At 69.9% G+C, this 26,682-nt stretch carries 24 protein-coding genes; 13 read left to right on the top strand and 11 right to left on the bottom strand.

Features of this window, described 5'->3' with window-relative positions; all coding sequences use genetic code 11:
* Positions 1–32 precede the first annotated feature (32 nt).
* A complete protein-coding gene (locus AC4PMY_RS17550; protein ID WP_491623305.1) occupies positions 33–3,440 on the bottom strand; it encodes a pyruvate carboxylase in 3,408 nt (1,135 codons plus the stop codon).
* Between the two features lie 73 nt (positions 3,441–3,513).
* Between AC4PMY_RS17550 and AC4PMY_RS17545 the strand changes: the two genes are divergently transcribed.
* Positions 3,514–4,380, top strand: coding sequence for a ParA family protein (locus tag AC4PMY_RS17545; RefSeq protein ID WP_079002579.1), 867 nt, complete (start codon positions 3,514–3,516; stop codon positions 4,378–4,380).
* 218 nt (positions 4,381–4,598) lie between these two features.
* On the opposite strand, the gene AC4PMY_RS17540 is transcribed toward AC4PMY_RS17545, so the two are convergent.
* From AC4PMY_RS17540 to AC4PMY_RS17525, 4 genes are all read right to left on the bottom strand, one after another.
* Positions 4,599–5,147: a MerR family transcriptional regulator gene (locus AC4PMY_RS17540; RefSeq protein ID WP_064297014.1), complete on the bottom strand. Its 549-nt coding sequence runs from the start codon at positions 5,145–5,147 to the stop codon at positions 4,599–4,601.
* Between the two features lie 202 nt (positions 5,148–5,349).
* On the bottom strand, positions 5,350–6,054 hold the full coding sequence (ftsR, locus tag AC4PMY_RS17535; protein ID WP_064297015.1) for a transcriptional regulator FtsR: 705 nt from the start codon (positions 6,052–6,054) through the stop codon (positions 5,350–5,352).
* A complete protein-coding gene (locus AC4PMY_RS17530) occupies positions 6,054–6,575 on the bottom strand; it encodes an FHA domain-containing protein (RefSeq protein ID WP_139205352.1) in 522 nt (173 codons plus the stop codon). The genes ftsR and AC4PMY_RS17530 overlap by 1 nt, the downstream gene beginning before the upstream one ends.
* Positions 6,568–7,266: a CDP-alcohol phosphatidyltransferase family protein gene (locus tag AC4PMY_RS17525; RefSeq protein ID WP_071260293.1), complete on the bottom strand. Its 699-nt coding sequence runs from the start codon at positions 7,264–7,266 to the stop codon at positions 6,568–6,570. The genes AC4PMY_RS17530 and AC4PMY_RS17525 overlap by 8 nt, the downstream gene beginning before the upstream one ends.
* A 38-nt stretch (positions 7,267–7,304) precedes the next feature.
* Here AC4PMY_RS17525 and AC4PMY_RS17520 point away from each other — a divergent pair, with 38 nt between their 5' ends.
* The 3 genes from AC4PMY_RS17520 (at position 7,305) to AC4PMY_RS17510 (ending at position 9,087) form a co-directional block, all read left to right on the top strand.
* On the top strand, positions 7,305–7,676 hold the full coding sequence (locus AC4PMY_RS17520) for an RNA-binding S4 domain-containing protein (RefSeq protein WP_079002582.1): 372 nt from the start codon (positions 7,305–7,307) through the stop codon (positions 7,674–7,676).
* A gap of 97 nt (positions 7,677–7,773) precedes the next feature.
* Positions 7,774–8,229 carry a VanZ family protein gene (locus tag AC4PMY_RS17515; RefSeq protein ID WP_079002583.1) on the top strand — a complete coding sequence of 152 codons (456 nt, stop codon included), beginning with the start codon at positions 7,774–7,776 and terminating at the stop codon, positions 8,227–8,229.
* Positions 8,230–8,340: 111 nt separating this feature from the next.
* On the top strand, positions 8,341–9,087 hold the full coding sequence (locus AC4PMY_RS17510; RefSeq protein WP_082916274.1) for a GTP pyrophosphokinase: 747 nt from the start codon (positions 8,341–8,343) through the stop codon (positions 9,085–9,087).
* Here AC4PMY_RS17510 and AC4PMY_RS17505 read toward each other — a convergent pair.
* Entirely contained in the window at positions 9,084–9,548 is a 465-nt protein-coding gene (locus AC4PMY_RS17505) for a GNAT family N-acetyltransferase (RefSeq protein ID WP_064297018.1), read from the bottom strand. The genes AC4PMY_RS17510 and AC4PMY_RS17505 overlap by 4 nt on opposite strands.
* A 150-nt stretch (positions 9,549–9,698) precedes the next feature.
* On the opposite strand from AC4PMY_RS17505, the gene AC4PMY_RS17500 reads away from it, so the two are divergent.
* The 7 genes from AC4PMY_RS17500 (at position 9,699) to AC4PMY_RS17470 (ending at position 17,134) form a co-directional block, all read left to right on the top strand.
* A complete protein-coding gene (locus AC4PMY_RS17500) occupies positions 9,699–10,463 on the top strand; it encodes a DUF1684 domain-containing protein (RefSeq protein WP_083397215.1) in 765 nt (254 codons plus the stop codon).
* Positions 10,464–10,531: 68 nt separating this feature from the next.
* Positions 10,532–12,025, top strand: a complete 1,494-nt coding sequence (locus AC4PMY_RS17495; RefSeq protein WP_491623304.1) for an ABC transporter substrate-binding protein — start codon at positions 10,532–10,534, stop codon at positions 12,023–12,025.
* A gap of 62 nt (positions 12,026–12,087) precedes the next feature.
* Positions 12,088–13,056: an ABC transporter permease gene (locus AC4PMY_RS17490; protein WP_491623303.1), complete on the top strand. Its 969-nt coding sequence runs from the start codon at positions 12,088–12,090 to the stop codon at positions 13,054–13,056.
* Complete coding sequence (locus AC4PMY_RS17485) at positions 13,053–13,919, top strand: ABC transporter permease (protein WP_491623302.1); 867 nt, start codon at positions 13,053–13,055, stop codon at positions 13,917–13,919. Before AC4PMY_RS17490 ends, AC4PMY_RS17485 begins: the two co-directional genes overlap by 4 nt.
* Positions 13,916–14,737, top strand: a complete 822-nt coding sequence (locus AC4PMY_RS17480; protein WP_491623301.1) for an ATP-binding cassette domain-containing protein — start codon at positions 13,916–13,918, stop codon at positions 14,735–14,737. Before AC4PMY_RS17485 ends, AC4PMY_RS17480 begins: the two co-directional genes overlap by 4 nt.
* Complete coding sequence (locus tag AC4PMY_RS17475; protein WP_071260309.1) at positions 14,734–15,516, top strand: ABC transporter ATP-binding protein; 783 nt, start codon at positions 14,734–14,736, stop codon at positions 15,514–15,516. The genes AC4PMY_RS17480 and AC4PMY_RS17475 overlap by 4 nt, the downstream gene beginning before the upstream one ends.
* 115 nt (positions 15,517–15,631) lie before the next feature.
* Positions 15,632–17,134, top strand: a complete 1,503-nt coding sequence (locus AC4PMY_RS17470; protein WP_491623300.1) for an MFS transporter — start codon at positions 15,632–15,634, stop codon at positions 17,132–17,134.
* A 7-nt stretch (positions 17,135–17,141) separates the two neighbouring features.
* Here AC4PMY_RS17470 and AC4PMY_RS17465 read toward each other — a convergent pair whose 3' ends face one another.
* From AC4PMY_RS17465 to ku, 3 genes are all read right to left on the bottom strand, one after another.
* Positions 17,142–19,325, bottom strand: coding sequence for a RecQ family ATP-dependent DNA helicase (locus tag AC4PMY_RS17465; protein WP_491623299.1), 2,184 nt, complete (start codon positions 19,323–19,325; stop codon positions 17,142–17,144).
* 91 nt (positions 19,326–19,416) lie between these two features.
* Entirely contained in the window at positions 19,417–19,899 is a 483-nt protein-coding gene (locus AC4PMY_RS17460; protein WP_369808465.1) for a VOC family protein, read from the bottom strand.
* 32 nt (positions 19,900–19,931) lie between these two features.
* Complete coding sequence (ku, locus tag AC4PMY_RS17455) at positions 19,932–20,927, bottom strand: non-homologous end joining protein Ku (RefSeq protein WP_285039615.1); 996 nt, start codon at positions 20,925–20,927, stop codon at positions 19,932–19,934.
* 111 nt (positions 20,928–21,038) lie between these two features.
* On the opposite strand from ku, the gene AC4PMY_RS17450 reads away from it, so the two are divergent.
* Entirely contained in the window at positions 21,039–23,483 is a 2,445-nt protein-coding gene (locus AC4PMY_RS17450; protein WP_491623298.1) for an ATP-dependent DNA ligase, read from the top strand.
* A 27-nt stretch (positions 23,484–23,510) separates the two neighbouring features.
* Here the strand turns inward: AC4PMY_RS17450 and AC4PMY_RS17445 are convergent, their stop codons facing one another.
* Positions 23,511–24,245 (bottom strand): response regulator transcription factor, encoded by a 735-nt coding sequence (locus AC4PMY_RS17445; RefSeq protein ID WP_079002593.1) that lies wholly within the window; start codon positions 24,243–24,245, stop codon positions 23,511–23,513.
* Positions 24,246–24,349: 104 nt separating this feature from the next.
* On the opposite strand from AC4PMY_RS17445, the gene AC4PMY_RS17440 reads away from it, so the two are divergent.
* Entirely contained in the window at positions 24,350–25,564 is a 1,215-nt protein-coding gene (locus tag AC4PMY_RS17440; protein WP_491623297.1) for a sensor histidine kinase, read from the top strand.
* 6 nt (positions 25,565–25,570) lie between these two features.
* On the opposite strand, the gene AC4PMY_RS17435 is transcribed toward AC4PMY_RS17440, so the two are convergent.
* Positions 25,571–26,620 (bottom strand): LLM class flavin-dependent oxidoreductase, encoded by a 1,050-nt coding sequence (locus AC4PMY_RS17435; RefSeq protein WP_064296133.1) that lies wholly within the window; start codon positions 26,618–26,620, stop codon positions 25,571–25,573.
* Between the last annotated feature and the right edge of the window lie 62 nt (positions 26,621–26,682).

The following is a 26,682-nucleotide window of genomic DNA, read 5'->3' as shown; positions in this document are numbered from 1 at the left end:
CTCGAGGAGGGACGCGGCCGGTCTCGGGAGGGTCAGGCGCTCGGCTTCACGACGACGAGCAGGTCGCCCGCCTCGACCTGCTGGGTCGCCGGGATGGCGAGGCGCTCGACGACGCCGGCGACGGCGGTCGTGATCGCCGCCTCCATCTTCATGGCCTCGATCGAGGCGACCGGCTGGCCGGCCTCGACGCGGTCGCCGACGGCGACCTTCACGGTCACGACACCGGAGAACGGGGCGGCCACCTGGCCGGGGACGGAGGTGTCGGCCTTCTCGGCCGCGCGGGAGTCGACCTCGATGCTGCGGTCGCGGACGAACACCGGCCGCAGCTGACCGTTGAGGGTCGCCATGACGGTGCGCATGCCCTTCTCGTCGGCCGCACCGATCGCTTCGAGCCCGACGAACAGCCGGACGCCCTTGTCGATCTCGACGACGTGCTCCATGCCCGGCTCGAGGCCGTACAGGTAGTCGGCGGTGTCGACGACGGAGAGGTCGCCGTACAGGTCGCGCTGCTGCTCGAACTGCTTGGTCGGCGCCGGGAACAACAGGCGGTTGAGGGTCGAGCGGCGCTCGGTGGACTCGCCGTCGAGCGAGGCCTGGTCCTCAGCGGAGATCGGCGTGATCCCGATGTCGACCGAACGACCGGCGAGGACCTTCGAGCGGAACGGCTCCGGCCATCCGCCCGGGAGCTCCCCGAGTTCGCCCGCCATGAACCCCACGACGGAGTCAGGGACGTCGTACTTGTCGGGGTTGGCCTCGAAGTCGGCCGGGTCCGCCTTGACGGCGGCGAGGTGGAGGGCGAGGTCGCCGACGACCTTGCTCGACGGGGTCACCTTGGGCACCCGACCGAGGATCTTGTTGGAGGCCGCGTACATGTCCTCGATGAGCTCGAAGTGGTCTGCGAGTCCGAGCGCGATCGCCTGCTGGCGGAGGTTCGACAGCTGACCGCCCGGGATCTCGTGCGTGTACACGCGACCGGTCGGGCCTGCGAGTCCCGACTCGAACGGGCGGTACATCGCGCGGACGGCCTCCCAGTAGGGCTCGAGGTCGGCGATCCCCTGCAAGGAGATGCCGGTGTCGCGCTCCGTGTGGGCCAGCGCGGCGACCAGCGAGGACGCGGACGGCTGACTCGTCGTGCCGGCCATCGGCGCGCTCGCGACGTCGACCGCGTCGGCGCCCGCGTTGCTCGCCGCGAGGAGGGTCGCCAGCTGTCCACCGGGGGTGTCGTGCGTGTGCACGTGGACCGGCAGGTCGAACCGCTCGCGGAACGCCGCGACGAGCTTGGCCGCCGCGGATGGACGGAGGAGCCCCGCCATGTCCTTGATGGCGAGCACGTGGGCACCGGACTCGACGATCTTCTCGGCGAGACGGAGGTAGTAGTCGAGGGTGTACAGGTCCTCGGCCGGGTTCAGCAGGTCCCCGGTGTAGCAGACCGCGACCTCTGCGACGGTCGTCCCCGTCTCCAGGACCGCATCGATGGCCGGGCGCATCTGCGACACGTCGTTGAGGGCGTCGAAGATCCGGAAGATGTCGATACCGGTGTCGGCGGCCTCCCGCACGAAGGCGTTCGTCACCTCCGTGGGATAGGGCGTGTAGCCGACGGTGTTCCGGCCGCGCAGCAGCATCTGTATCGCGATGTTCGGCATCGCCTGACGCAGCGAGGCCAGTCGCTCCCACGGCTCCTCACCGAGGAAGCGGAGGGCCACGTCGTACGTCGCGCCACCCCAGGCCTCGACGGAGAGCAGTTCGGGGGTGAGCCGCGACACGAACGGTGCGACCGCGAGCAGGTCCTTCGTCCGGACGCGCGTGGCCAGGAGCGACTGGTGGGCGTCGCGGAAGGTGGTCTCGGTCACGGCGAGGGCGGTCTGGGCGCGGAGGGCGTCAGCGAAGCCCTTCGGTCCGAGCTCGAGCAGCCGCTGACGCGAGCCGGCCGGGGCGTCGGTCATGATGTCGATCGCGGGCAGCTTGTCGACCGGGTCCGGTCCGGACGGACGCGACCCGTTGGGCTGGTTGACCGTGACGTCGGCGAGCCAGTTGACGATCTTCGTCCCGCGGTCCTTCGAGACGTGCCCGCGAAGGAGCTGCGGACGCTCGTCGATGAAGGAGGTGCTGAGGTCGCCGGCCACGAACGAGGCGTCTTCGAGGACCGCCTGCAGGAACGGGATGTTCGTGGAGACGCCGCGGATGCGGAACTCGGCGAGGGCGCGTTTGGCGCGGGTGACGGCCGCCTCGAAGGTGCGCCCGCGGCAGGTGAGCTTCGCGAGCATCGAGTCGAAGTGGGGGCTGATCTGGGCGCCGGAGGCGACCGTACCGCCGTCGAGTCGGATGCCGCCGCCGCCCGGAGAACGGTAGGTCGTGATCTTCCCGGTGTCGGGACGGAAGCCCGCCGTGGGGTCCTCGGTGGTGATGCGGCACTGGAGCGCGAAGCCGCGGAGGTGCAGGGACTCCTGCGTGAGGCCGAGGTCGCCGAGCGACTCGCCGGCGGCGATGCGCATCTGCGACTGGACGAGGTCGACGTCGGTGACCTCCTCGGTCACGGTGTGCTCGACCTGGATGCGCGGGTTCATCTCGATGAACACGTGCTGGCCGGCCCGCTCCCCTGCGGTGTCGAGGAGGAACTCGACCGTCCCGGCATTGACGTAGCCGATCGACTTGGCGAACGCGATGGCGTCGCGGTACATCGCCTGACGGGTGTCCTCGTCGAGGTTCGGGGCCGGCGCGATCTCGACGACCTTCTGGTGTCGGCGCTGCACCGAGCAGTCGCGCTCGAAGAGGTGGATGGTCTCGCCGTCGGCGCTCGCCAGGATCTGGACCTCGATATGCCGGGGGCGGACGACGGCCTGCTCGAGGAACATCGTCGGGTCGCCGAAGGCGCTGTCCGCCTCGCGCATGGCGGCCTCGAGGGCTCCGCGGAGGTCCTCGGCGTTGTCGACGCGGCGCATGCCACGTCCACCACCACCGGCGACCGCCTTCGCGAAGATCGGGAACCCGATGTCGGCGGCACCGGCGAGCAACTCTTCGATGTCGCGGCTGGCCGGCGTCGACTTCAGGACCGGGACCCCGGCCGCGATGGCGTGCTCCTTGGCGGTCACCTTGTTACCGGCCATCTCCAGGACGGAGGACGGCGGACCGATGAAGGTGATGCCGGCTGCCCGGGCGGCCTCGGCCAGTTCCGGATTCTCGGAGAGGAAGCCGTACCCGGGGTAGATCGCGTCGGCGCCCGACTCCTTCGCGACGCGGATGATCTCCGAGACGTCGAGGTAGGCGCGCACCGGATGACCCTCCGTGCCGATCTGGTAAGCCTCATCGGCCTTCAGCCGATGCATCGAGTTGCGGTCCTCATAGGGGAACACCGCAACCGTCTTCGCCCCCAGCTCGTACGCGGCACGGAACGCCCGGATGGCGATCTCTCCGCGATTGGCGACAAGAATCTTCCTGAACATGGAACCCTTCCCACAACAGCCAACTCAGCAAACGTTGAGATTCCCTAGCCTAGTCACGGTAACGTTGAGCCTTGTGCATGTACTCAGCGTTAGCTCCCTGAAGGGGGGCGTCGGCAAGACCACCGTCACCCTTGGCCTGGCTTCCGCCGCGTTCTCGAAGGACATCCGCACGCTGGTCGTGGATCTCGACCCCCAATCCGACGTCTCGACCGGCATGGCCGTCGACGTCGCAGGGCACCTCACGGTGACGGATGTGCTGACCTCGCCGAAGAAGAAGATCGTCGAGCAGGCGATCGTGGCGAGCGGCTGGACGAAGATCCACCCGGGCAAGATGGACGTCATGATCGGCAGCCCGTCTGCGATCAACTTCGACGGCCCGCACCCCAGCATCCGCGACATCTGGCGCCTGGAAGAGGCGCTCGCGCACGTCGAGGAGGAGTACGACCTCGTCCTGATCGACAGCGCCCCCTCGCTCAACGCGCTCACCCGCACCGCCTGGGCGGCGAGCGACCGCGTCGCCGTCGTCACGGAGCCGGGCCTGTTCTCGGTCTCCGCAGCCGACCGCGCCCTCCGCGCCGTCGAGGAGATCCGTCGCGGGCTGAGCCCCCGGCTGCAGCCGCTCGGCATCATCGTCAACCGGGTGCGTCCGCAGTCGATGGAGCACCAGTTCCGCATCAAGGAACTGCGCGACATGTTCGGTCCCCTCATCCTCAACCCGCAGCTGCTGGAGCGCACGTCCCTCCAGCAGGCGCAGGGTGCCGCCAAGCCCGTCCACGTGTGGCCGGGTGACACGGCGCAGGAGATGGCGAAGAACTTCGACTCACTCCTCGACCGCGTGTTGCGCACGGGCCGCGTCGGCGAGTACGCCGACGGCGCGCCCCCGGAGCCGGCTGCCGTCACCAGCCCCGCCGCCGTCGAAGCGCCCTCCACCGACAGCTGAGGTCGCGGCGAGACGATTCGGTCGGCTCACGGACCAGGCAGGCGCTCGCTCTGCCCTTCGACAGGCTCAGGGGCCGGCGGAAGCGCTGAGGGGCAGGCGGAAGCCCTGAGGCTCCGGTGGGAGCGCTCAGGGAACGTTCGGCGCGCGTCGGTGAGCGCTTCGACCAGCTCAGGGAGCGGCCTTTCGCCAGGCCCAGCGACCGGCGGCTCGGGCTCGGGTCAGGCGCTACGAGCGGAGCGACGTGCTGCGAGCTCGTCCATGGGGTCGGCCGACTGTGCGTCGAACTCGATGAGCGTGGACTCCACCTCGCGCAGCACCTTGCCGACGGCGATGCCGAAGACGCCCTGTCCGCGGCTGACGAGGTCGATGACCTCGTCGTTCGAGGTGCAGAGGTAGACACTCGCGCCGTCGCTCATGAGCGTGGTCTGAGCGAGGTCGACGATGCCCGCTTCGCGGAGCTGGTCGACCGCCGTGCGGATCTGCTGCAGGGAGATGCCCGTGTCGAGCAGTCGCTTGACGAGCTTGAGGACGAGGATGTCGCGGAAGCCGTAGAGGCGCTGCGTTCCGGATCCGGATGCGCCGCGGACGGTGGGCTCGACCAGACCCGTCCGGGCCCAGTAGTCGAGCTGGCGGTAGCTGATGCCGGCTGCGCGGGCGGCGACCGCTCCGCGGTAGCCCTGGCCCTCTTCGAGTTCTGGAAGCCCGTCGGTGAACAGCAGCCCGAGGTCACCGTACCGTGACGCCCCGTCGCGACTGAGTTCACTCATGTCTGCTTCTCCTCGATGTTCGCTGCACGGTCGGTTCGGTCTCGACGGGGGCGTCGAGACGGCTTGACCACTCCCACCACGCTACCGATCCGCCCCGGTCAACGCTGCGACATCCGTTCGAAACGGACGGCGTGTCGTGACGAGTGATCGAACTGTGACCTGGCCGTGATGGATGAGGGCAGTCTACGCCCTGGGAGGTCGATCAGGAGGATTGGTGTCGCTCGAGTGCCGAGCGGACGAGGTTCGACCGCACGCCCTCGAGCTGTGCGGCGATCTCCAGCGCCCGGTCGGCGGTGCGTGCCCGGCCGGCGGCGTCGTTCCGCTTGGCGACGGCGCTCAACGCGCTCTCGATGAGCCCGACCTCGCGCTCGATCGAGGCGCGGAACCCGCGGAGGTGCCGGGGTTCGATGCCGGAGCGCTGCAACTCCACCAGGATCCGCAGGAGGGACGCGACGTCCTCGCCGTAGTTCTCGGCGGGCAGGATCAGCGACGCGCTCACGGCGTCGTTGAAGAGCATCGGGGTGGCGCCGGCTTCGCGGATCAATTCGTTCCGCGAGAACCTGCGAACGCCGGGATGGATCGACGGCGCGCCGACGGCCTGCCCGCTGCCCGGGAACAGGGGCGACCGCCCCGCGTCGACCTCGACGAGGTAGGTGCGGATGACCTTGAGGGGGAAGTAGTGGTCGCGCTGCATCGACAGGATCAGCCGCAGACGTTCGAGGTCCTCACTCGAGAACTTCCGGTAACCCGACTTCGTCCGTGCCGGGGACACCAGCCCCTGCTCCTCGAGGAACCGGAGCTTCGAATTGCTCAGTTCGGGGAACTCCGGAGTGAGGCGTGCGAGCACCTGCCCGATGCTCAGCAGCGGAGCGCCATCGCTTCGCGCGTTCGCGCTGGCTGCCGCCACTAGCTTCCCAGCTGGGAGGCGAGGTCGATCCGCGACGCGTAGAAGGTGAGGCGGAACTTGCCGATCTGCACCTCGGCGGCGTCACGCAGGATCGCCTTGTCGATGCGGACACCGTCGAAGTACGTGCCGTTCAGCGAGTTGAGGTCGCGGATCTCGAACGCGGTCCCGTGACGGTGGAACTCGGTGTGCCGACGCGACACCGTGACGTCGTCGAGGAAGATGTCTGCCTCGGGGTGACGTCCGACGGTCGTGACGTCGGCGTCGAGGAGGAACCGCGCACCGGCGTTCGGACCACGACGGACGATCAGCAGGGCGGAACCGGACGGCAGGGCCGCGATCGCCTCGTGCTCCTCAGCGGTGACGTCGGAGTCGATCGCCGCGAGGGCCGCTCCGAGGTCTTCACCGAAGGTGAGTGTCGTGTCGACTTCCCGATCGCCCGAGCCGCTCGTCGGGCCGCCGTCGTCGACAGCTCCCGGCGTGTACGCCCCGGTCGCGGGATACTTCTCATCGTGCTCAGCCACCGTCGACCTCCTCTCCGTCAAGCGTATCCGATGTGGCGTCGGTGTCGAGCCGCCCGGTCGAGGGTGACCCGCCGGATCCGGCCCGTTCCCGCTGCTTCGAACGGGCATCCCCCGAGATGCGCACGGTCTGCAGCAGATAGAGGATGCCGGCCCACCAGTAGAGCGTCGCTCCGGCGATCACCGACACCCAACCGAGCGGCGCCGCGATCATCGCGACGGCGGGGAACGCCTGGCCGAGCATGAGGACCGGGAGCCCGATGAAGAGCAGCGCCGTACCCCACTTCCCCACGCGGATGACCGGCAGCACGCCGGTGCCGGACCGGTGGAGCGCGACGGCGAGCCCGACGAGCAGCAGGTCGCGGGCGAACACGACGACGAGCAACCACCACGGGATGAGTCCGCGGGCCGCGAGACCGATCAACGCCGCGAGGATGTAGAGGCGATCGGCGGCCGGATCGAGTTGACGGCCGAGCTTCGTCATCTGGTCGAACCGTCGCGCGATCCATCCGTCGAGCAGGTCGGTGACGCCGGAGAACGCGAGCGTCGCGAGGGCCAACAGGTCCTGCCCCTGCACGAGGAGGATCAGGAAGACCGGGACGAGGAGGATCCGGAAGACACTGAGCGCGTTCGGGAGGGTGACGACGCGGTCCTCACCGGTCCGTCGAGCCCCGCGCCCCGCCCCGTCAGTCACGGGTCGAGTCTACCGATGACCTGCTCTACCATCGGAGGATGGACAGCCCGTCGAGCGTGCGCGTCGACGCATGGATCTGGGCGGTCCGGCTGACGAAGACCCGCTCGGCCGGCGCGACCGCCTGCCGAGCCGGCCACGTCCGGGTCAACGGCGATCGGGCGAAACCGGCACAGGCCGTCAGGATCGGCGACGAGGTCCGGCTCCGCGTGGCGGGCTTCGACCGGATCGTGGAGGTCCGGCGCCTCATCGCGAAACGGGTCGGCGCGGACGTCGCGGCGGAGTGTCTCATCGACCGCTCTCCCCCGCTGCCGACGCCGGCGGAACGGCAGGTCGTGGCCGTCCGCGACCGGGGCGCCGGTCGACCGACGAAGCGTGAACGACGCGACATCGAGCGGTTGCGAGGGCGCTGACGCGCTGCTGACGATCCGACCGGCCTCATCGGCGACGCATCGACCCCGTCCAGGGAACACTCAAGCGCCGCCAAGGTGACTGGGGCATGCTGGGCCGATGTTCCGCCGCCATCCCGTGCTCAGCACCCTCACCGTGGTGTACCTCGCGCTCGTGGCGACCATCACCCTCGGCCCTCGGCCCTTCGACGGCAGGACCGAATCCCTCGTGTACCGACTCGTCGACGTCCTCGCTCGGTGGGAGTCGACGGCTTGGATCACCTACGAACGCCTCGAGTTCGGGGCGAACATCGCCATGTTCGTCCCGATCGGCGTCTTCTTCCTGCTCCTGCTCGGACGGCGGCGCTGGTGGCTCGCCATCCTCGTCGCAGCGGCGCTGACGGTCGGCATCGAGGCCGCGCAGCTCGCGATCCCCGGACGCGTGAGCGATCCCCGCGACCTCCTCGCGAACACGTCCGGTGCCGTCGCCGGGGTCGTCCTCGGCCTGATGCTGACCGCCGGGCGCGCCCGCCGGCTCCAGGCCTCGTCACGCCGCCGCGCGGCCCTGCAGCACTGAAGCGCCCGGCACGGTCCTGATTCACAGGAGGCTGAGAGGCGTTCCAAGGCCGCTTCAGTAGAGTGCGAGCGGGCCGTCGGCCCGTCGGAGACAGAGCTGGAGTGCACGCCCATGACCGGACCAACGTCGTCGGACAACCTCGAGGAGCTGAAGCGCCTCAAGGACGAGTTCACGCGGTTCATGATGCTGTACAAGTTCGGCATCGACGAGATCACCACGAAGCTCAACATCCTCAAGGAGGAGTTCACGCAGATCCACGACTACAACCCGATCGAGCACATCAGCTCGCGGTTGAAGTCGCCGGAGAGCATCATCGGCAAGATCGAACGCAAGCAGTACGGGCAGGACATCGACGACATCCGCGAACACATCACGGACATCGCGGGCATCCGCGTCACCTGCAGCTTCATCTCCGACACGTACAAGGTGTTCGAACTCCTGACGAGCCAGCAGGACATCACCGTGGTGAAGGTCAAGGACTACATCGCGAACCCGAAGCCGAACGGGTACCAGAGCCTCCACGTGATCGTCGAGGTTCCGGTGTTCATGTCCGACGGCGTCGTACAGGTGCCCGTCGAGATCCAGTTCCGGACGATCGCCATGGACTTCTGGGCGAGCCTCGAACACAAGATCTACTACAAGTACGACAAGGCCGTGCCGGACAGTCTGCTCGCCGAGCTCAAGCACGCCGCCGAGGCCGCCTCCAGGCTCGACGCGAAGATGGAGCACCTCCACGGAGAGGTCCTCGCGCTCGACCGCGCGACGACCTCGCGGACCACCGCCGACGGGCACCCGAAGCCTCCATCACTCGCCGACCGGGTCATGACCGAGCTGATCGACGGGCTGGACCCGCGTTAGAGCGCCTTGCGCATCTGCACGGCCATCGTCTCGTAGCCGAGCGACTCGTACAGGCCGCGCGCGATCCGGTTGAACCCGAACACGTTCAGCCCCAGCGTCTTCGCGCCCTGCTCCTTGGCCGCCGTCTCGGCGAGCTGCATGGCCTGCCGACCGAGCCCACGGCCACGGAACGACTCGTCGATCTCCACGTCCCAGACCCACCACTCGTCCGGGTGGCTCGTGCTCCGCGGTCCGATCCAGAGCACGCCGACCGCGGCGTCGTCGAGGACCACCTCGAAGACGAGGTGTCCGACCTGGAGCCGGCCGGCCGGGAACGTCTCGGCGAGGGACTGCGCCGCCTTCGCCGTCGCCTCCGCCTCGGTCTCCCCCGCTTCGATGCGTTCGAGGCGGTACTGCGCGTTCGCGGCGAGCATCCACCCCCGCAGTCGATCGGCGGGCATGCGGACGAGCGTGGCGTTCATGAGGACATCCTCCCAGAACGGCGCGACCCCGTCGCTCGCCGTCCTGCGCAGGGTCGTCGCCGGGCTCGGGAATAGTTCCCGCCCGAAACGAGCTGGACTCCGAAGGACACATGATTGGGACCCGCCCGCCGTCATCCGGAGAATCGAGACATGCCGATCCACACCGCCCCGCAGCCGAACGCGATCGCCGAGCACGACGCCTGGCGCGACGACCGCCGAGCCGCCGTGACCTCGCCGCTCGGCAACCTCGCCCTCGTCGAGACACGGTGGCTCGCGGAGGAGACGCCGGCCACCGTCGACGAGGCCGCAGCCGCCATCGACGCCGAGCAGCCGAGCGGCGTCACGGTGACGACGCTCCGCCGCACCCACCTCGACACGGGCCAGGACGAGGTCGGTGTCCGCCGCTGGGACGCGAACGCACCCGCCATCCGCGCGTTCGAGGGCATCGACGTCTTCCCGTACGACCCCGCCTGGGTCCAGACGGCGCGGTTCACGCCGGTCGACGGCTCGCGGACCGTGCCGTTCGAGCACATCCGCGACAACGGCGGATCACGGGAGCTCGTCGTCCCCGGCGACATCGTGTTCACGCGAGACGGGGTCGAGTACACGATGAGCGCCTTCGACGACGGCGGCAGGCTGCTCCTCGTGTTCGGCGACGCGACGAACGGTCGCGACGACGAATCGGGCACCTACGGCGCCGGCCGGTTCCTGTTCGTGCAGCGGACCGACGACGGCGGCTTCGGCACGGCGGGCGAGGTCGTCCTCGACTTCAACCGCGCGTTCGTGCCGCCCTGCGGCTTCTCCGTGCAGTACAACTGTCCGATGCCGCCGCCGCAGAACCGGTTCGCCGGAGCGGTCCTCGCCGGGGAACGGATCGTCCGGTTCCGCGAGGGCTTCGACCTCTACGCCGTCTGACCCGTCCACACCGCCACACCCCACAGCCCGCACCCAGCACCAGCACCCCCCACACCACAGGAGTATCCGTGAAGAGAACCATCGGGCTCGTCGCCCTGTCCGTCGCCGCCGCCGTCGCCCTCGCCGGCTGCGCCGGTGGTGGTGGCAGCTCGGCGACGGGCGACGACGCGACCATCGCCGTCGGCTCGCTCTACGAGCCGCAGAACCTCAGCAACACCGGCGGCGGCGGCCAGGGCGTCACGGAGGCCTTCACCGGCAACGTGTACGAGGGCCTCTACCGCCTCACGGACGACGGCGAGGTCGAGCCCGTGCTCGCCGCCGACAGCACCGTGAGCGACGACGGCCTGACGTACACCTTCACCCTCAAGGACGGCGTCACCTTCCACTCCGGCGACCCACTCGCCTCGGCAGATGTGAAGTCGAGCATCGAGGCCGTGACCGCCGAGGACTCGCAGTCGGCGCGGAAGAGCAGCTTCGCGGTGATCTCGGACATCGCGACCCCCGACGACAAGACCGTCGTCATCACCCTCTCCGAGCGCTCCATCTCCTTCATCTACAACCTGAGCTACGTCTGGATCGTCAACGACGCGGCGAAGGACCTCAAGACGACCGAGGACGGCACAGGTCCGTACACGCTCGGCGACTGGAAGCGCGGCAGCACTCTGAGCCTCGAGCGCTGGGACGACTACTGGGGTGAGCCCGCCAAGAACGCGGAGGTGGTCTTCACCTACTTCACCGACGCGACCGCACTCAGCAATGCGCTCGTCACGAAGCAGATCGACATCATCACGAGCGTGCAGAGCCCCGACCAGCTGAGCCAGTTCACCGACAACGCGGACTACGTCGTCTCCGACGGCGACTCCACGACGAAGGAGCTGCTCGCCTTCAACGACCGGGTCGCCCCGTTCGACCAGGCGCTCGTCCGGAAGGCCGTGTACTCCGCGATCGACACCAAGAAGCTGCTCTCGTCCATCTGGGGTGACTACGGCACACTCATCGGGTCGATGGTCCCGCCGACGGACCCCTGGTACGAAGACCTCACGCAGGTGAACCCCTACGACCCCGAGCTCGCCAAGCAGCAGCTCGCCGAAGCGGGCTTCGCCGACGGCTTCACGTTCACGCTCGACACCCCGAGCTACGACCCGCACCCGGCCGTCGCCGAGTTCCTCCAGAGTGAACTCGCGAAGGTCGGCATCACGGTCGAGATCAACACGATCAGTGCGGACGAGTGGTACTCGAAGGTGTTCAAGGAACGCGACTTCCAGGCGACGCTCCAGGAGCACGTGAACGACCGTGACGTCGTCTGGTACGGCAACCCGGACTTCTACTGGGGCTACGACAACCCCGAGGTGACCCAGTGGGTGTCGGAGGCAGAACAGGCGACGACCACCGAGGAGCAGACCGCGAAGCTGAAGCTCGTCAACGAGCAGATCGCCGAGGACGCGGCGAGCGTGTGGCTGTACCTCTACCCGCAGATCGTCGTCGCCGCGAGTGATGTCTCGGGATACGGCGTCAACGGCCTGAACTCGCAGTTCTTCGTGGCGGACATCGTCCGCAAGTAGTCGTCGCCCGGGCCGACCGGCACCGCCCGGTCGGCCCTGGCCTCGCTACGCTGAGGTCCACCATGCTCGCTTACCTGCTGCGCCGATCCGCGTTCCTCGTGGTGTCGTTCCTCGTCGCCATGACCGTGCTGTTCGTGCTGCTCCGCCTGCTGCCGGGCGACCCGTCGAACGCCCTCCTCTCGGTGAACGCCACGCAGGAGCAGATCGACGCTGCACGCGAGCAGGTGGGAGCCGACCGGCCGCTCGGCGAGCAGTTCGCGGCCTGGTTCGGCGGCGTCCTGACCCTCGACCTCGGTTCCTCGTTCGTGAGTTCGCTCCCGGTCGGGCCCGAGATCGCGTCGCGCCTCCAGGTCACCGTGCCGCTGACGCTCCTCGCGTTCCTCCTCGCCGTGGTGCTCGCCCTCGTGGCCGGTGTCGTATCCGCGCTGCGAGCCGACCGCTGGTACGGCATCGCGTTGTCCGGCCTCTCGCAGCTCGGGATAGCCGTGCCGGTGTTCTGGATCGGCATCCTGCTCGTCAGCGTGTTCGCGGTGACGCTCCGGCTGTTCCCGTCCGGCGGCTTCCCGCGCGACGACTGGGCCGACCCCGCCGCGGCGCTCACGAGCCTCGCCCTTCCTGTCATCACCATCGCCATCGTCATGAGTGCGTCGATCACCCGGTACGTCCGTTCCGCCACGCTCGACGTGGTCGGCAGCGACTACCTTCGGTCCTCGCGGGCGCAGGGAGCCGGCTTCGGCGAGGCCCTGCTCCGACACGGCGCCCGGAACGCCGCGGTGCCCGTCGTCGCGATCCTCGGCATCGAGCTCGCCACCACCTTCCTCGGCGCCGTCGTGGTCGAGAGCGTGTTCAGCCTGCCGGGCCTCGGGTCGATGCTCCTGACGGCGATCCAGCAGCACGACTACCCGAACATCCAGGGCATCCTCCTCGTCTCGACCCTCGTCGTCCTCCTGACGGGCTTCGTCGCCGACGTCGCGCAGCGGCTCATCGATCCGCGTCTGCGCACCTCGATCTCGGGGAACGGGCTCCGATGAGCGCCGTCGACGCCCAGACCGCGCTCACCGACCGCCGCCCGGTGCGGCGACGCGCCAGGTCCGCGACGCTGACCGTCGGACTGGTCCTCGTCGGCGTCATCGCCGTCCTGGCGGCCGTCTCGCTCGTGTGGTTGCCCTTCGCCCCCACGGACACCTCCGGCGGTCGTCTCGAAGGTCCGACCGGCACCCACTGGCTCGGTACCGACAAGCTCGGTCGCGACCTGATGACCCAGCTCATGATCGGCGCGCGCATCGCGCTCGTGACCGGCGCCGGGGCCGTCGCGGTCGGGGCGGTCATCGGGATCGCCGTGGGACTCGCCGCGGCCTTCGCATCGGCCTGGCTGGACGACACGATCTCCGCCGCGCTCGACGTCGTGATCGCCTTCCCGGTGCTCCTGCTCGCCATGCTCATCGTGGCCGCGCAGGGCGCGTCACTCGGCACCGCGATCATCGCGATCGGACTCGCCATGTCGGCCATCGTGGCCCGCCTGACCCGGATCCTCACGAAGCGGGTCCTCAGCGAGCAGTACGTCGTCGCGGCCAGGACCGCCGGGACGAGCTGGGCCGGTGTCATCGGCCAGCACGTGCTCCCGAACATCTGGCCCACCCTGAGCGTCAACCTCGCACTGCAGTTCGGCATCGCCGTCCTCGCCGAAGCGAGCCTGTCGTACCTCGGCCTCGGTGCGCCACCGCCGAACGCCTCCTGGGGACGCCTGCTGCAGGAGGCCCAGGCCACCGTCACGACGGCACCGATCGGCGCGATCGCTCCGGGCGTCGCCGTGGTGATGCTCGTGGTGGGCGTGAACTTCATCGCGGACGGCCTGCGGGACCTCGGCGATCCGACGAGGAGGCGCGGCGCATGAGCGATCTCCTCGACATCTCCGGCCTGACCATCACCCGAGGCATCCGGCGCGGAGCTCCCGACGGCACGGACCGGCCGCTCCTCGACAGGCTGGACCTGACCATCGCCGCCGGGGGTCGCCTCGGCCTCATCGGCGGTTCCGGATCCGGGAAGTCCTTGACCTCCCTCGCGGTGATCGGGCTGCTCGGCGAGCAGCTGAGCGCGAGCGGCAGCGTCGAACTGGCCGGCACCCAGGTGATCGGCGCCCCGGACCGCGCGCTGCGGCCGCTCCGCGGCCGGGTGGCGGGACTCGTATTCCAGGAGCCGCTGACCGCACTCGACCCGCTCATGCGGGTCGGCGCCCAACTCGCCGAGCCCCTGCGTCGCCATCTGGGGCTCCGGGGCGAACGGCTCGAGGAGGCCGTCGAAGCGGCCCTCGTCGAGGTGTCCCTCACCGACACCGCCCGCATCGCCGCCTCCTACCCCCATGAGCTGTCCGGCGGGCAGCGGCAGCGGGTCGCGATCGCCATCGCGCTCGCCGGTCGCCCGCAGCTCCTGATCGCGGACGAGCCGACGACGGCCCTCGACGTGACCGTCCAGGCGGAGGTGCTCGCGCTCATCGACCGGCTCGTCCGGGAACGCGGCATGGCGCTCCTGTTCATCAGTCACGACCTCGCCGTCGTGTCGGCCATGGTCGACGAGGTCGTCGTGCTGAGCGATGGTCGGGCCGTGGAACGCGGCGCGGTGGCGCAGGTGCTGACGGCGCCGCAGCACGAGGACACCCGTCGTCTGGTCGCCAGCGCCCGCGCGCTCGACGACGCGCTGGAGGACCCGCGATGACCGATGCACCGATCACGGCGACGCCGATCCTCGAGCTTGACGCGGTCGGCTTCCGGTACCGCGGTGGTCAGGAGGCCCTGGACGACGTCTCGCTGGCCGTCGGCGCAGGCGAGGCCGTCGGGATCGTCGGGCAGTCCGGCGCCGGCAAGAGCACCCTCCTCCGACTGCTGCTCGGCCTCGACCGGCCGACCTCGGGCTCGGTCCGGTTCGACGGTGGCGCGCTGGACCCCCGCGACCGGACGCGGGTCCGTCGATTCCGCACATCGGTGCAGGCCGTCTTCCAGGATCCGTACTCCTCGCTCGACCCGCGGCAACGTATCGGGCGCATCGTGGCCGAACCGTTGCGCTCCCTCCGGCTGGCGACCACCGAGCAGGCGGCCGTCCGCGCGTCCGCGGCGCTCGAGGCGGTGGGACTGCCCGCCGACGCGGCGTCGCGGTTCCCGCACGAGTTCTCGGGCGGCCAGCGGCAGCGGATCGCCATCGCCCGCGCGATCGTCCCGAACCCCCGGCTCCTCCTCGCCGACGAGCCCGTCAGCGCCCTCGACATGAGCACCCGGATCCAGATCATCGAGCTCCTCGCCGAGCTGCGGGCTTCGAACGGCCTGGCCCTCGTCATGGTCTCGCACGACCTCGGCACGGTGGCAGCGCTGTGTGAACGCACGGTGGTCCTCCGACACGGGCAGGTCGTCGAGGCCGGCGCCACCGCTCAGATCCTCCATGATCCCGCCGAGGCCTACACGAAGCAGCTCATCGCGGCGATCCCCCGCCTCCCGCGCTGAACCGACGACGAGGCCGGACGACATCGGCCCGGCCGAGCCGGGAATACCGCACCGACGGACGGTGTTCGACTCCGAGTGGCCTCGGCCGCATCGACTCTCCACAGGAACAGGACCCGTGACGCAGGATTCAGCGCAGCCCGACGACCACGACGAGGACCAGCCTGAGGCCGAGCGTCCCTGGCTCAGCGACGAGGAGCGGGCGGCGCTCCGCAAGCCGCTTCCGGAGCGCGCGGTCGTCACGAGCCTCGCGTTCACCGGTCTCGTCGCGGCGTTCATGATGACGCTCGTCACCCCGCTCGTGCCGTCGCTCCCCACGATCCTCGGCGTGCACGCCTCCGACAGCATGTGGGTCGTGACGGCGACGCTCCTGTCTGCCGCGGTCGCGACCCCGATCGCCGGTCGGCTCGGCGACCTCCACGGCAAACGACGGATGGTGCTCGTCCTGCTCGGGATCATGATGGCCGGTTCGGTGCTCGCCGCCTTCTCATCCACGATCGTCCCGCTCATCGTCGCCCGGGCCCTCCAGGGGATGGCGATGGGCGTGATCCCGCTCGGCATCAGCATCCTGCGCGACGTGCTCCACGCGAAGCGGCTCGGCCCCGCGGTCGCTCTCGTGAGTGCCACGCTCGGTATCGGTGGTGCCGTCGGTCTGCCGATCTCCGCGGTGATCTCGCAGTACCTCGACTGGCACGTGCTGTTCTGGGTCGCCGGCGCCCTCGGGCTCATCGGCTTCGTCCTCGTCGCACGCTTCGTCCCGGTGAGCACCCTTCGGAGTGAAGGTGGTTTCGACTGGATCGGCGCGATCGGTCTCGCCGCCGGCCTCGTCCCCATCCTCCTCGCCGTCTCGAAGGGCAACGAGTGGGGTTGGACGAGCGTCGGGACGCTCGGCTGCTTGATCGGCGGCGTCGTCGTGCTCCTGCTCTGGGGGTGGTTCGAGGTACGCTCCGCCAGCCCGCTCGTCGACCTGCGCATCGCCGCCAGGCGGACGGTGCTCTTCACGAACCTCGCGTCCATCACGGTCGGCTTCGCCTTCTTCGGCAGCACGGTCGTCCTCCCGGGCATCCTCGAGGCGCCGGTCGGCACCGGGGTCGGTCTCGGGCAGAACATGCTCATCGCGAGCCTCTGCCTCATGCCGAGCGGTCTCATCATGTGGGCGATGTCGCCGGTCGCCGCGCGGTTGACCGCAGCCAAGGGCGCCCGGTTGAGCCTGCTGATCGGCATCGCGATCATCGCGGTCGGCTACGCGATCGCGATCGGACTCATGACCGAGGTCTGGCACACCGTGCTCACGGCCACCGCGGTCGGCTTCGGGGTGGGGTTCGCCTACGCCGCCATGCCGACGCTCATCATGGGTGCCGTCCCGCCCAGCGAGACGGCGGCGTCCAACGGACTCAACTCCGTCATGCGGACGCTCGGTTCCACGATCGCGAGTGCGGTGATCGGCGCCATCCTGGCCTCCCAGGTCGTGACCGACGGAGCTGTCACGACACCCAGTGCGGACGCCTTCCGCCTGAGCTTCGCGATCTGCGCTGCAGCAGCCGTCGTCGGACTCGTCTGCACGATCCTGCTGCCGCGGCACCTGGCCAAGGACGCCCGCTCCAGTCTCCACGAGGGCTGACGGGCGATCAGCCCACGATCCCGAGCGCGAACGGGAGGACCGGGCCGGCCCCTGCGCGGCGGAGCGCGCGACCGGCGACGGTGAGCGTCCACCGACTGTCGGCGCGGTCGTCGACGAGCAGGACCGGCGCACCCTCGAGCGCTGCGAGCTGCGCCCGGAGTTCGGATCCGACGGTGAAGGCGTCCCAGACCCCGGCCAGCCGGTAGGCGCTGTTGCCGCCGGGACCACCGCGCGGGCCGTCGCCGACGAGGTCGAGCTCCCCGAGGTAGGGCAGTCGCCCGAGCGACGCGATGCCCCTCGCCACGGAGTCGACGAGCTGCGGACGCGACCGTGACGGCACACTGACCACGGCGGCCGGTCGTTGCGTCCACGGCCAATCCGCCAGGACGCGGACGCTCGCGTCGATGACCGCACGGGAGGCGGGAGCATCGGGCGCGCCCACGGCGAAGAGCTCGCGGAGGACACCGCCCCAGCCGAGGTCGGTGAGCCGAGCGAGGGCGCGCCCGGCCTCGAGGCGGTCCTCGAGCGCGATGCGTCCCTTCACCGCTGCGCCGTCCGCGGTGACGCCGAGGCGGTCGGCTCCCGTCGGCCATTGCGCCCGCGGTTCGAGCTCGACGCCCACCCGCCCGAGCGCCTCCGACGCCGAAGCGGCCGCCGCACTGTCGAGTTCGGTGGGGAACCACGGCCCGGCGCACCGGTCGCATCGGCCACAGGGCACCGCGCTCGCGTCGTCGAGCTCACGTTGCAGCACGAGCATCCGGCACTCGTCGCCCCGCTCGTAGGCCAGCATCGCCTGCTGCTCCGCCACCCTGGCCTCGGCGATCCGCCGGTACCGCTCACGGTCGTAGACCCACGGCTGCCCGGTCGACACCCACCCCCCGGCCACCCGCTGGACCGCGCCGTCCACGTCGAGCACCTTGAGGAGGAGTTCGAGGGGTGTGCGACGCAGGTTCACGAGTGCCTCGAGCGCGGGCGTGGACCGCGGCTGGCTGTCGAGTGCGTCGAGGACCGCGGTGGCCCGCGCTTCGTCCGGCATCGACGCGGTCGCGAAGTACTGCCAGATCTCCTCGTCCTCCGCTCCGGGCAGGAGCAGGACGTCTGCGTGCTCGGTGGCACGGCCCGCACGGCCGACCTGCTGGTAGTACGCGACCGGCGAGGACGGAGCGCCGAGATGCACGACGAACCCGAGGTCCGGTTTGTCGAACCCCATGCCGAGCGCGCTCGTCGCGACCAGCGCCTTCAGGCGGTTCTCCTTGAGGAGCCGTTCGGACTCCTCGCGTTCGTCGGGATCGGTCCGGCCGGTGTACGCCCGGACCTCGTGACCGGCCTCGCGCAGCAGCCGCGCGGTGTCCTCCGCGGCGGACACCGTGAGCGTGTAGATGATGCCGGACCCGGTGAGCCCGCCGAGGTGGCTGAGCAGCCAGGTGAGGCGGTCCCGTGACTCCGGCAGCCGGAGCACGCCGAGCCGGAGGGACGCCCTCGCGAGTGAGCCACGGATGGTGAGCACCTCGGCTCCGCGGGAGCCTGCGGCACCGGGTGCGGTGAGCTGCTCGGCGATGTCGCGGACGACGCGTGCGTTGGCCGTCGCGGTGGTCGCCAAGACCGGGACCTCGGTAGGAAGACGCCCGATCAGTTCGGCGAGCCGCCGGTAGTCGGGTCGGAAGTCGTGACCCCAGTCGGAGATGCAGTGCGCCTCGTCCACCACCAGCATGCCCGTACGGGCCACGAGGGTCGGGAGCTGCTCATCGCGGAAGCGCGGATTGTTGAGCCGCTCGGGTGAAACGAGCAGGACGTCGACCTCGTCTGCCTCCAGCCGCGCCCGGACGTCGTCCCATTCGTGCGCGTTCGCCGAGTTGATCGCCACCGCGCGCACGCCGGCGCGTTCGGCGGCCGCCACCTGGTCGCGCATGAGCGCGAGCAACGGCGAGACCAACAGGGTCGGCCCGGCGCCCCGTCGGCGCAGGAGGGCGGTCGCGATGAAGTAGACGGCGGACTTGCCCCAACCGGTGCGCTGGACGACGAGCGCACGACGATGTTCGTCGACGAGCGCGAGGATCGCCTCGAGCTGACCGTCGTGGAACGTGGCCCCCGGAACGCCCGTGAGTGCGTCGAGCGCCGACGTCGCCTCGGCGACCGATCCGGTGGGGGCTGGTTCGGGGTGGGCGGGGGTGGGCGCGCTGGGGTGGGACATGCGGCAAGTCTGTCAGGAGCTGCTGACGGTGGACTGCGTCGGTGTCTCGGAGGGGCGGTGTCCCGGCGGTCGGTCGCTTGTGGAGGAGCCGCTATCGATCGTCCGCGGCGGCGACGAGTTCGGCGATGACGAGCTTGGTCTGCCCCATCATGCATCGCATGGCTCGTGCCGCGCGTTCACGGTCGGGGTCGTTCTGCAGTTCGGTGAGGATGCCGGGCACGATCTGCCAGGACAGTCCCCAGCGGTCCTTGAGCCAGCCGCATTGGCTCGGGGCGCCGCCGTCGGCGATGAGGGCGTCCCAGAGTCGGTCGATCTCGTCCTGGGTGTCGGCTCTGACGGAGAAGGAGAACGCCTCGGTGAAGGAGAAGATGGGCCCGGCGTTCATCGCGCTGACGGGGAGGCCTTCGAGCTCGAACTCGACGACCATCGCCTGGCCGGCCGGCATGGGTCCGCCTTCCGGGTAGCGGCTCACCGAGGTGATCCGGGAGTCGGGGAACAGTGACACGTAGAAGGTCGCCGCCTCCTCGGCCTGTGAGTCGTACCAGAGGAACGGGGTGATGCGGTGCTCCATCATGTCGTGCTCCCTCTCGGCCCGGGCGTCGTCGCTCAGGCGCTCTTCTTGCGTTTCGTCGCGGTCGACGGCTTCGACGGCGCGGTCCTGGCGGTAGCGCTCTTCGCGCCACTCGTCTTGGCGGTACCCGTCTTCGCTGTACCGGTCTTCGCGGTACCGGTCTTCGCCGAGCGGCTCGTCGCTGCGGGCTTGGCGGTGCCGGATCGCTTCGCCCCGCTCGCCGTCTTCGCGCCGGTCGTGCCGCGTTGCCGTTCGATGCTGCGTTGCAGCACCTCCATGAGGTCGATCGGCTCGGCGCCCGTGTCGTCGTCGGGTTCGGGCTGCTCGCCGAAGGTGGCGGCGGTGTCGAGTGCGTCGCCCTGCTCGAGTTTCGCCTCGATGAGCTTCCGGAGCTGTGCCTGGTATTCGTCGACGAACGCGTCCGGGCGGAAGCGGGACGAGAAGGACTCGACGAGCGCCTCCGACATCTCGAGTTCCTTCGCGGAGATGCGGACGCGTTCCTCGAGGGCCGGGAACCGCACCTCGCGGACCTCGTCCTCCCAGAGCAGCGTCTGCAGGAGGATGACGTCCTCGCGCACCCGGAGGGCGCCGAGACGCGTCTTCTGACGGAGGGCGAACCGCACGATGGCCGTGCGGTCGGTCTCCTCGAGCGTCCGCCGGAGCAGGACGTAGGCCTTCGACGAGGAGGAGTCGGGTTCGAGGAAGTAACTGCGGTCGAACATGATGGGGTCGAGGTCGTCGCTCGGCACGAACTCGACGACCTCGATCTCGCGGCTGCGTTCCTCGGGGAGCGATGCCAGGTCGTCGGCGGTGAGGACCACCGTCTGCTCGCCGTCCTGGTAGGCCTTGTCGATGTGGTCGTAGCTGACGACCTTGCCGCAGACCTCGCACTTGCGCTGGTACCGGATGCGCCCGCCGTCGGCGTCGTGGACCTGGTGCAGCGACAGGTCGTGGTCCTCCGTGGCGCTGTACACCTTCACCGGGACGTTCACCAGACCGAAGGTGACCGCACCTTTCCAGATCGCGCGCATGACCGCTCCCGTCCGCCGGCGGATCCGCCCGCGCTGTCGTGGTGACCAGTAGACACCCGGAACAGCGTCAAGGGCTAGCCCTTGACGCCCGTGGGCGGCAGGCTGATCGCCATGGCGAGGACGAGCGGTGGCGGCGCGCAGACGCAGTGGGTCGACGTCGACGGACGCCGGATCCAACTCACCCATCTCGACAAGGTGCTGTACCCCGAGACCGGCACGACGAAGGCCGAGGTCCTCGCCTACTACGCCGCGGTCGCCGAACACCTCCTCCCGCACCTCGCCGATCGGCCGGTGACCCGGAAACGCTGGGTGCACGGCGTCGGGACGGCTGCGGCGCCGGAGTCCGGGTTCTTCCAGAAGGATCTGGGCACCGCGGCTCCCGACTGGGTCCAGCGGCTCCCCATCGAGCACAGCGATCACACGAACGAGTACCCGATCGTCGACGATCTCGCGACGCTCACGTGGCTGGCGCAGTTGGGTGCGCTGGAGCTGCACGTGCCGCAGTGGCGGTTCGACCGATCCGGCGAGCGCCGTCCGCCCGACCGTCTCGTCCTCGACCTCGATCCGGGTGAGGGGGTGTCCCTCGCAGAGTGCGCGGGTGTCGCGGGCCTGGCGCGGGCGGTGTTGGTGGACATGGGGCTGGATCCGGTCCCGCTCACGAGTGGGAGCAAGGGGATCCACCTGTATGCGGCGTTGGACGGCCGGCAGAGTTCCGAGGAGGTGTCGCTCGTGGCGCATGAGCTCGCGCGGGCGCTGGCCGCGGACGAGCCGGGCCTCGTGGTGAGCGAGATGTCGAAGCAGCGACGCACGGGGAAGGTCTTCGTCGATTGGAGTCAGAACAACGGGTCGAAGACGACGATCGCGCCGTTCTCGTTGCGTGGTCGGTCGCGGCCGACGGTGGCGGCTCCCCGCCGGTGGGAGGAGCTCGACGATCCGGGGCTGGTGCAGCTGGAGTTCCCTGCGGTGCTCGAGCGTCTGGCGGACGGTGAGGACCCGTTGCGGGTGCTCGGCGACCCGCGTCCGTCGATCACGATCCGCCCGTCGGAGCACGAGGACCGGCTCGCGGAGTACCGGCGGAAGCGGGACGCGGAGCGGACGCCCGAGCCCGTCCCGGACGGACCGCCGTCGCCTGCTGCTGCCGGGACACCGCCCTCGTTCGTGATCCAGCGACACGAGGCGCGGAAACTGCACCATGACTTCCGGCTCGAGCACGACGGTGTGCTGGTGTCGTGGGCCCTGCCGAAGGGGGTCCCGACGGATCCGAGCGGCAACCACCTGGCGGTGCGCACGGAGGACCACCCCATCGAGTACGGCAGTTTCGAGGGGACGATCCCGGCTGGGGAGTACGGGGCCGGTGAGGTGACCATCTGGGACGCGGGCACCTACGAGCTGGAGAAATGGCGCGACGACGAGGTCATCGGGACCCTGCACGGTCGGGCGGGAGGCGCGCTCGGCGGGCCGATGCGGTTCGCGCTCATCCGGACCGCGGGTGGGACGGGACGGGAGGCGCCATCGTGGCTCATCCACCGGATGCGCGCCCCGGGTGAACCGCCGGCTCCACCGGTCGTACGGCCTCGTGGGATCCCCACCCCCATGCTCGCGAGTGTCGCGGCACCCGGCGAGCTGGTCGACGACGGATCCTGGGCGTTCGAGATGAAGTGGGACGGCATCCGTGCGATCGCGAGCGTCGACGGCTCGACGGGGCGGGTGCGGTTGTCGAGCCGGAACGGCAAGGACCTCACGATGGCGTACCCGGAGGTGGTCGAGGAGCTCGCGGCGTCGCTCGCCGGCCGTGCGGTCGTCCTCGACGGTGAGATCGTGGCGTCAGGGCCTGACGGCCGTCCCGACTTCTCGCTCCTGCAGCGTCGGATGCAGCTCACCGCGGAGCGGGACGTCGAACGGGAGCGCCGTCGGACACCGGTCCGTCTGTTGCTGTTCGACCTGCTCGCGCTGGACGATACGGATCGGACGGAACTGCCGTACCGGGAGCGTCGGGAGCTGCTCGAGCGGACGATCGCGTCCGGGACCGTCGTCCAGGTGCCGCCGACGATCGACGGCTCGCTCGACGATGCGCTCGAGGTGAGTCGGGGGTTGCGGTTGGAGGGGGTGATGGCGAAGGAGCTCGACGGCCGCTACCGACCGGGTCGGCGCAGCAGCACCTGGGTCAAGTTCAAGCACGAACGCATGGAGGAGGTGGTGGTCGCGGGCTGGCGTCCCGGTCGGGGCGGGCGCTCGGGTGGGATCGGGTCGCTCCTGCTCGGGGTGCCGGGCGCGGATGGGCTGCTGCACTACGCGGGGCGGGTCGGGAGCGGCTTCAGCGATCGGGAGTTGGCGGCGACCGCGCTGCGCTTCGAACGGTTGGGTCGGGCGTCGACGGCTCTCGTGGGTGTCCCGCCGGCCGACGCGGCCGACGCCAACTGGGTGGAACCGGTCCTCATCGGGGAGGTCCGCTTCAGCGAGTGGACACCGGATGGACGGTTCAGGCATCCGGTCTGGCGCGGATGGCGCCCTGATCGGACGGTGGACGACCTCGAAGCGCCGGACCGCGGACGCTGAGCCCTGGCACCGACCGCGGACGTCGGGTCAGGACAAGCGGCCGGATTCGGAGAGGAGGGCGAGAACGGCCGACACCCGTGGGTTGCTCGAGGTGTCATGCTCGATCCCGAGTGCGGCGTAGATCGCCGTGAGGTGGTTCTGAACGGACTTCTCCGCGATCCCGAGCCTGGTCGCGATCCCCGTGTTCGAGCGACCGGTCGCGAGCAGCTGCAGCACGGCGTACTGCCGGTCGGTGAGCGACTCGAGACTCGACCCCGCCCTGGGCCTGGTCCGGTCGATGAGTTCGGGATCGAGCATCGTCTCGCCGCGTGCGGAGACACGGATGGCCTCGAGGAGGATCTCGCGCGTGAGTGACGAGGTCTTCGACAGGTAGCTCCACCCTTCGCGGACGTCGGCCGGCATCTCGAGCAGCATGTCCATGAGGTCGTAGGCGGACAGCAGGACGACACCGAGGCCGGGTTGCGCCCGGCGGAGGGAGACGCCGAGGCTCACCCCGTTGCCGTCGGGCAGCTCGATGTCCATGGTCAGCACGTCCACCGTCCCCGGGAGGAACAGCCTGCGGGCCTCGGCGACCGTACCCGCACGCCCGACGAACGTCACGCCTGGCGCCCCGTCGAGCAGCTCGGCGAGCATGCCGCCGAGCAGCGGCTGGTCCTCGATCACCCCGACACGCAGCGGCCTGGTGGTCGCGGCGTCCGTCGTCGCATCGTCGACCGTGGACAGCGCGGCGGGCGAGGGGTCGGAGTGCGACTGGTGGTGCATGTTCCGAGTATCCCGGATCGAGATGGGAACGACCGAGGGGGAAGCTCCCGAGCGACCGCACGTCGATGTCGGCGGTGGCGCGCACGGCAGGTCAGAATGGAGCCATGACCCAGGAGGCCCGGACCGCTCGCGCTGAGCGCTGGAGCGACAGCCGGGCGTTCATCACGGCCAGTGGTGCCATGGCAGCGGTCTTCGGACTCGCGGTGTCCTTCCAGAGCGTCTACATCTACACCTGGGTCGCCCCGGGTGGGACGCGTGGCATGCTCGCCGAACGGGTCACCGCCAACCTCGTCTCGTTGAGCGCGGCGATCCTCGTACTCGCACTCCTGCTGTGGTCGAGGTGGGGGCCGTCGCTCCACGAGTGGTGGCGCCCGAAGGTGCTCGGGGGTGTCCTCCTCGTGGCGGTGCTGACGGGGCTGCTGCGGAGCGGCCTCCAGCTCCTGCTGGGCGTGTACCGCGACCCGAGCTTGCAGACGGTCCTCGTCGAGGCCGGGACGACGACGCTCGCCCTGGCGGTCTGCGCGACGTTCGGGTTCAGCCTCAGTGCCGCCCGGCGACGCGCCCGCGAGCAGGAGCGCGCGCACGCCGATCAGCGACACCGGGCCGACCTCGCCCTCCAATCCCTGCAGGGTGAGGAGCTGCGGGTGAAGCGGGAGGTCGCGGAAGGGCTGCACGGCACGTTGCAGCAGCACCTCGTCCTGATCAGCGCCCAGCTCGCGTCCGTCACGACAGCACTCGAACAGGGCGGCCCGGACGTCGGGTCGGATGCGGCCAGGACCCTTCGGTCCCTCGGCGAGGAACTCCGGACCGTGCGCGAGCGCGACGTGCGCGAGCTCAGCCGGCTCCTGTCACCGCCGCTGCTCGAGGTCGGGATCGCACCGAGCATCCGCGCGATCCTGCAACGGCTCCCCCCGTCGATCACCACCAGTCTCGACGTCTCGCCGGACTTCCGGCTCCTCGACGACCCGATCGACAACGTCTTCACGACGGCGGAGCGCGCGGTCGTCGTCCGCACGCTCGAGGAGGGCGTCACGAACGCGCTGACCCACGGGGCGGCCGATCGACTCGTCGTGGACCTCCGGGTCTCGTCGCCAGCCACCGAGCGGCGAGGGACGATTGCGGGCGCCGTCGAGCTGCGCGTCGTCGACAACGGCTCCGGTCTCCGCGAGGGCACCGAACCGTCCGGCGGCCTGCTGCAACTGGATCGACGGGCCGGCGCCTTCGGCGGGTCCCTCAGGGTCCGCCCTGCTGCCGACGACGAGAGCGGCGGCACCGTCCTGACGCTGACGATGCCCTACCGCCCGCCGGCGATCCGCTGAACCGGATCAGGCGGTCGAGGCCTCGGTCAGCAGTTCGCGGACGCGCGGGACGACCGCGGAGCCGTACAGACCGATGCTGTCCATGAGGTGCTCGTGCGACAGCGAACCGTTGCTGATCTTCAGATCCACGCGGGACAGCCCCAAGCCGTCGACCGCGGTCGCGACCTTCCGTGCGACCGTCTCCGGCGAACCGACGAACAGGGCACCCTCCGGGCCGGCCTCCTGCTCGAAGTGCCCACGGGTCATCGGGCTCCAGCCCCGCTCGCGGCCGATCCGGTCCATCATCGCCCGGTAGTGCGGCCACAGCTGCTCCTGCGCGAGCTCATCGGTCTCGGCGATGTGCGCCGGAGAGTGCATGCCCACGGGTTGGGTCGGCAGCTGGAACTGCGCGAGTGCGCGGTGGTAGAGGTCGACGAAGGGGGCGAACCGCAGCGGCCCACCGCCGATCACGGCCAGCATCATCGGCAGGCCGTATCGAGCGGTCCGCACGACCGACTCGGGGCTTCCACCCACACCGACCCACGTCTTCAGCTTCCCGTGTTCCACCCGCGGGTAGACCGACTGCTCCCGGAGCGGCGCGCGCGTCTTGCCCGACCAGGTGACCGGTCCCTGCTCGAGGAGGGCGACGAACAGCTCGAGCTTCTCCTCGAAGAGCTCCTCGTACTGCGACAGCTCGTACCCGAAGAGCGGGAACGACTCGGTGAAGGATCCGCGGCCCAGGATGGCTTCGGCCCGCCCTCCCGAGATGCCGTCGAGCGTCGCGAACCGCTGGTAGACGCGCACCGGGTCGTCGGAACTCAGCACCGTGACGGCGGATCCGAGACGGATGCGCTCGGTGCGGGCCGCGATCGCCGCCAACACGACCTCGGGTGACGAGACCGCGAAGTCCTCACGGTGGTGCTCCCCCACCCCGATGAAGTCGAGGCCGACCGCCTCGGCGTGGACCCCCTGCTCCACGACGTTGCGCAGGACCTGCGCCTGGGACAGTGGTGCGCCGTCGGCGTCGACCGTGACGTCACCGAAGGTGTCGATGCCGAACTCAAGGGGTGTGGTCATGGGGTTCTCCAACGTCATGTGGCTCGCCGCGAGCTGTCACGGCGATTGTATGTGTTTGCATA

The sequence above is a fragment of the Plantibacter sp. MDV22-iso1 genome, assembly GCF_058408345.1.
Note: the sequence above shows the minus strand (reverse complement) of the source record. Positions and strands in the feature narration are given on the sequence as shown.

What these genes read in the sequence shown, in the direction of transcription:
- AC4PMY_RS17450 (WP_491623298.1), top strand. Translation starts at nt 21,039, where the DNA reads ATGGCGAGGACGAGCGGTGGCGGCGCGCAGACGCAGTGGGTCGACGTC.
- AC4PMY_RS17445 (WP_079002593.1), bottom strand. Translation starts at nt 24,245, where the DNA reads ATGCACCACCAGTCGCACTCCGACCCCTCGCCCGCCGCGCTGTCCACG.
- AC4PMY_RS17515 (WP_079002583.1), top strand. Translation starts at nt 7,774, where the DNA reads ATGTTCCGCCGCCATCCCGTGCTCAGCACCCTCACCGTGGTGTACCTC.
- AC4PMY_RS17475 (WP_071260309.1), top strand. Translation starts at nt 14,734, where the DNA reads ATGACCGATGCACCGATCACGGCGACGCCGATCCTCGAGCTTGACGCG.
- AC4PMY_RS17540 (WP_064297014.1), bottom strand. Translation starts at nt 5,147, where the DNA reads ATGAGTGAACTCAGTCGCGACGGGGCGTCACGGTACGGTGACCTCGGG.
- AC4PMY_RS17460 (WP_369808465.1), bottom strand. Translation starts at nt 19,899, where the DNA reads ATGATGGAGCACCGCATCACCCCGTTCCTCTGGTACGACTCACAGGCC.
- AC4PMY_RS17550 (WP_491623305.1), bottom strand. Translation starts at nt 3,440, where the DNA reads ATGTTCAGGAAGATTCTTGTCGCCAATCGCGGAGAGATCGCCATCCGG.
- AC4PMY_RS17435 (WP_064296133.1), bottom strand. Translation starts at nt 26,620, where the DNA reads ATGACCACACCCCTTGAGTTCGGCATCGACACCTTCGGTGACGTCACG.
- AC4PMY_RS17505 (WP_064297018.1), bottom strand. Translation starts at nt 9,548, where the DNA reads ATGAACGCCACGCTCGTCCGCATGCCCGCCGATCGACTGCGGGGGTGG.
- ku (WP_285039615.1), bottom strand. Translation starts at nt 20,927, where the DNA reads ATGCGCGCGATCTGGAAAGGTGCGGTCACCTTCGGTCTGGTGAACGTC.
- AC4PMY_RS17520 (WP_079002582.1), top strand. Translation starts at nt 7,305, where the DNA reads ATGGACAGCCCGTCGAGCGTGCGCGTCGACGCATGGATCTGGGCGGTC.
- AC4PMY_RS17465 (WP_491623299.1), bottom strand. Translation starts at nt 19,325, where the DNA reads ATGTCCCACCCCAGCGCGCCCACCCCCGCCCACCCCGAACCAGCCCCC.
- AC4PMY_RS17510 (WP_082916274.1), top strand. Translation starts at nt 8,341, where the DNA reads ATGACCGGACCAACGTCGTCGGACAACCTCGAGGAGCTGAAGCGCCTC.
- AC4PMY_RS17440 (WP_491623297.1), top strand. Translation starts at nt 24,350, where the DNA reads ATGACCCAGGAGGCCCGGACCGCTCGCGCTGAGCGCTGGAGCGACAGC.
- AC4PMY_RS17480 (WP_491623301.1), top strand. Translation starts at nt 13,916, where the DNA reads ATGAGCGATCTCCTCGACATCTCCGGCCTGACCATCACCCGAGGCATC.
- AC4PMY_RS17485 (WP_491623302.1), top strand. Translation starts at nt 13,053, where the DNA reads ATGAGCGCCGTCGACGCCCAGACCGCGCTCACCGACCGCCGCCCGGTG.
- AC4PMY_RS17500 (WP_083397215.1), top strand. Translation starts at nt 9,699, where the DNA reads ATGCCGATCCACACCGCCCCGCAGCCGAACGCGATCGCCGAGCACGAC.
- AC4PMY_RS17490 (WP_491623303.1), top strand. Translation starts at nt 12,088, where the DNA reads ATGCTCGCTTACCTGCTGCGCCGATCCGCGTTCCTCGTGGTGTCGTTC.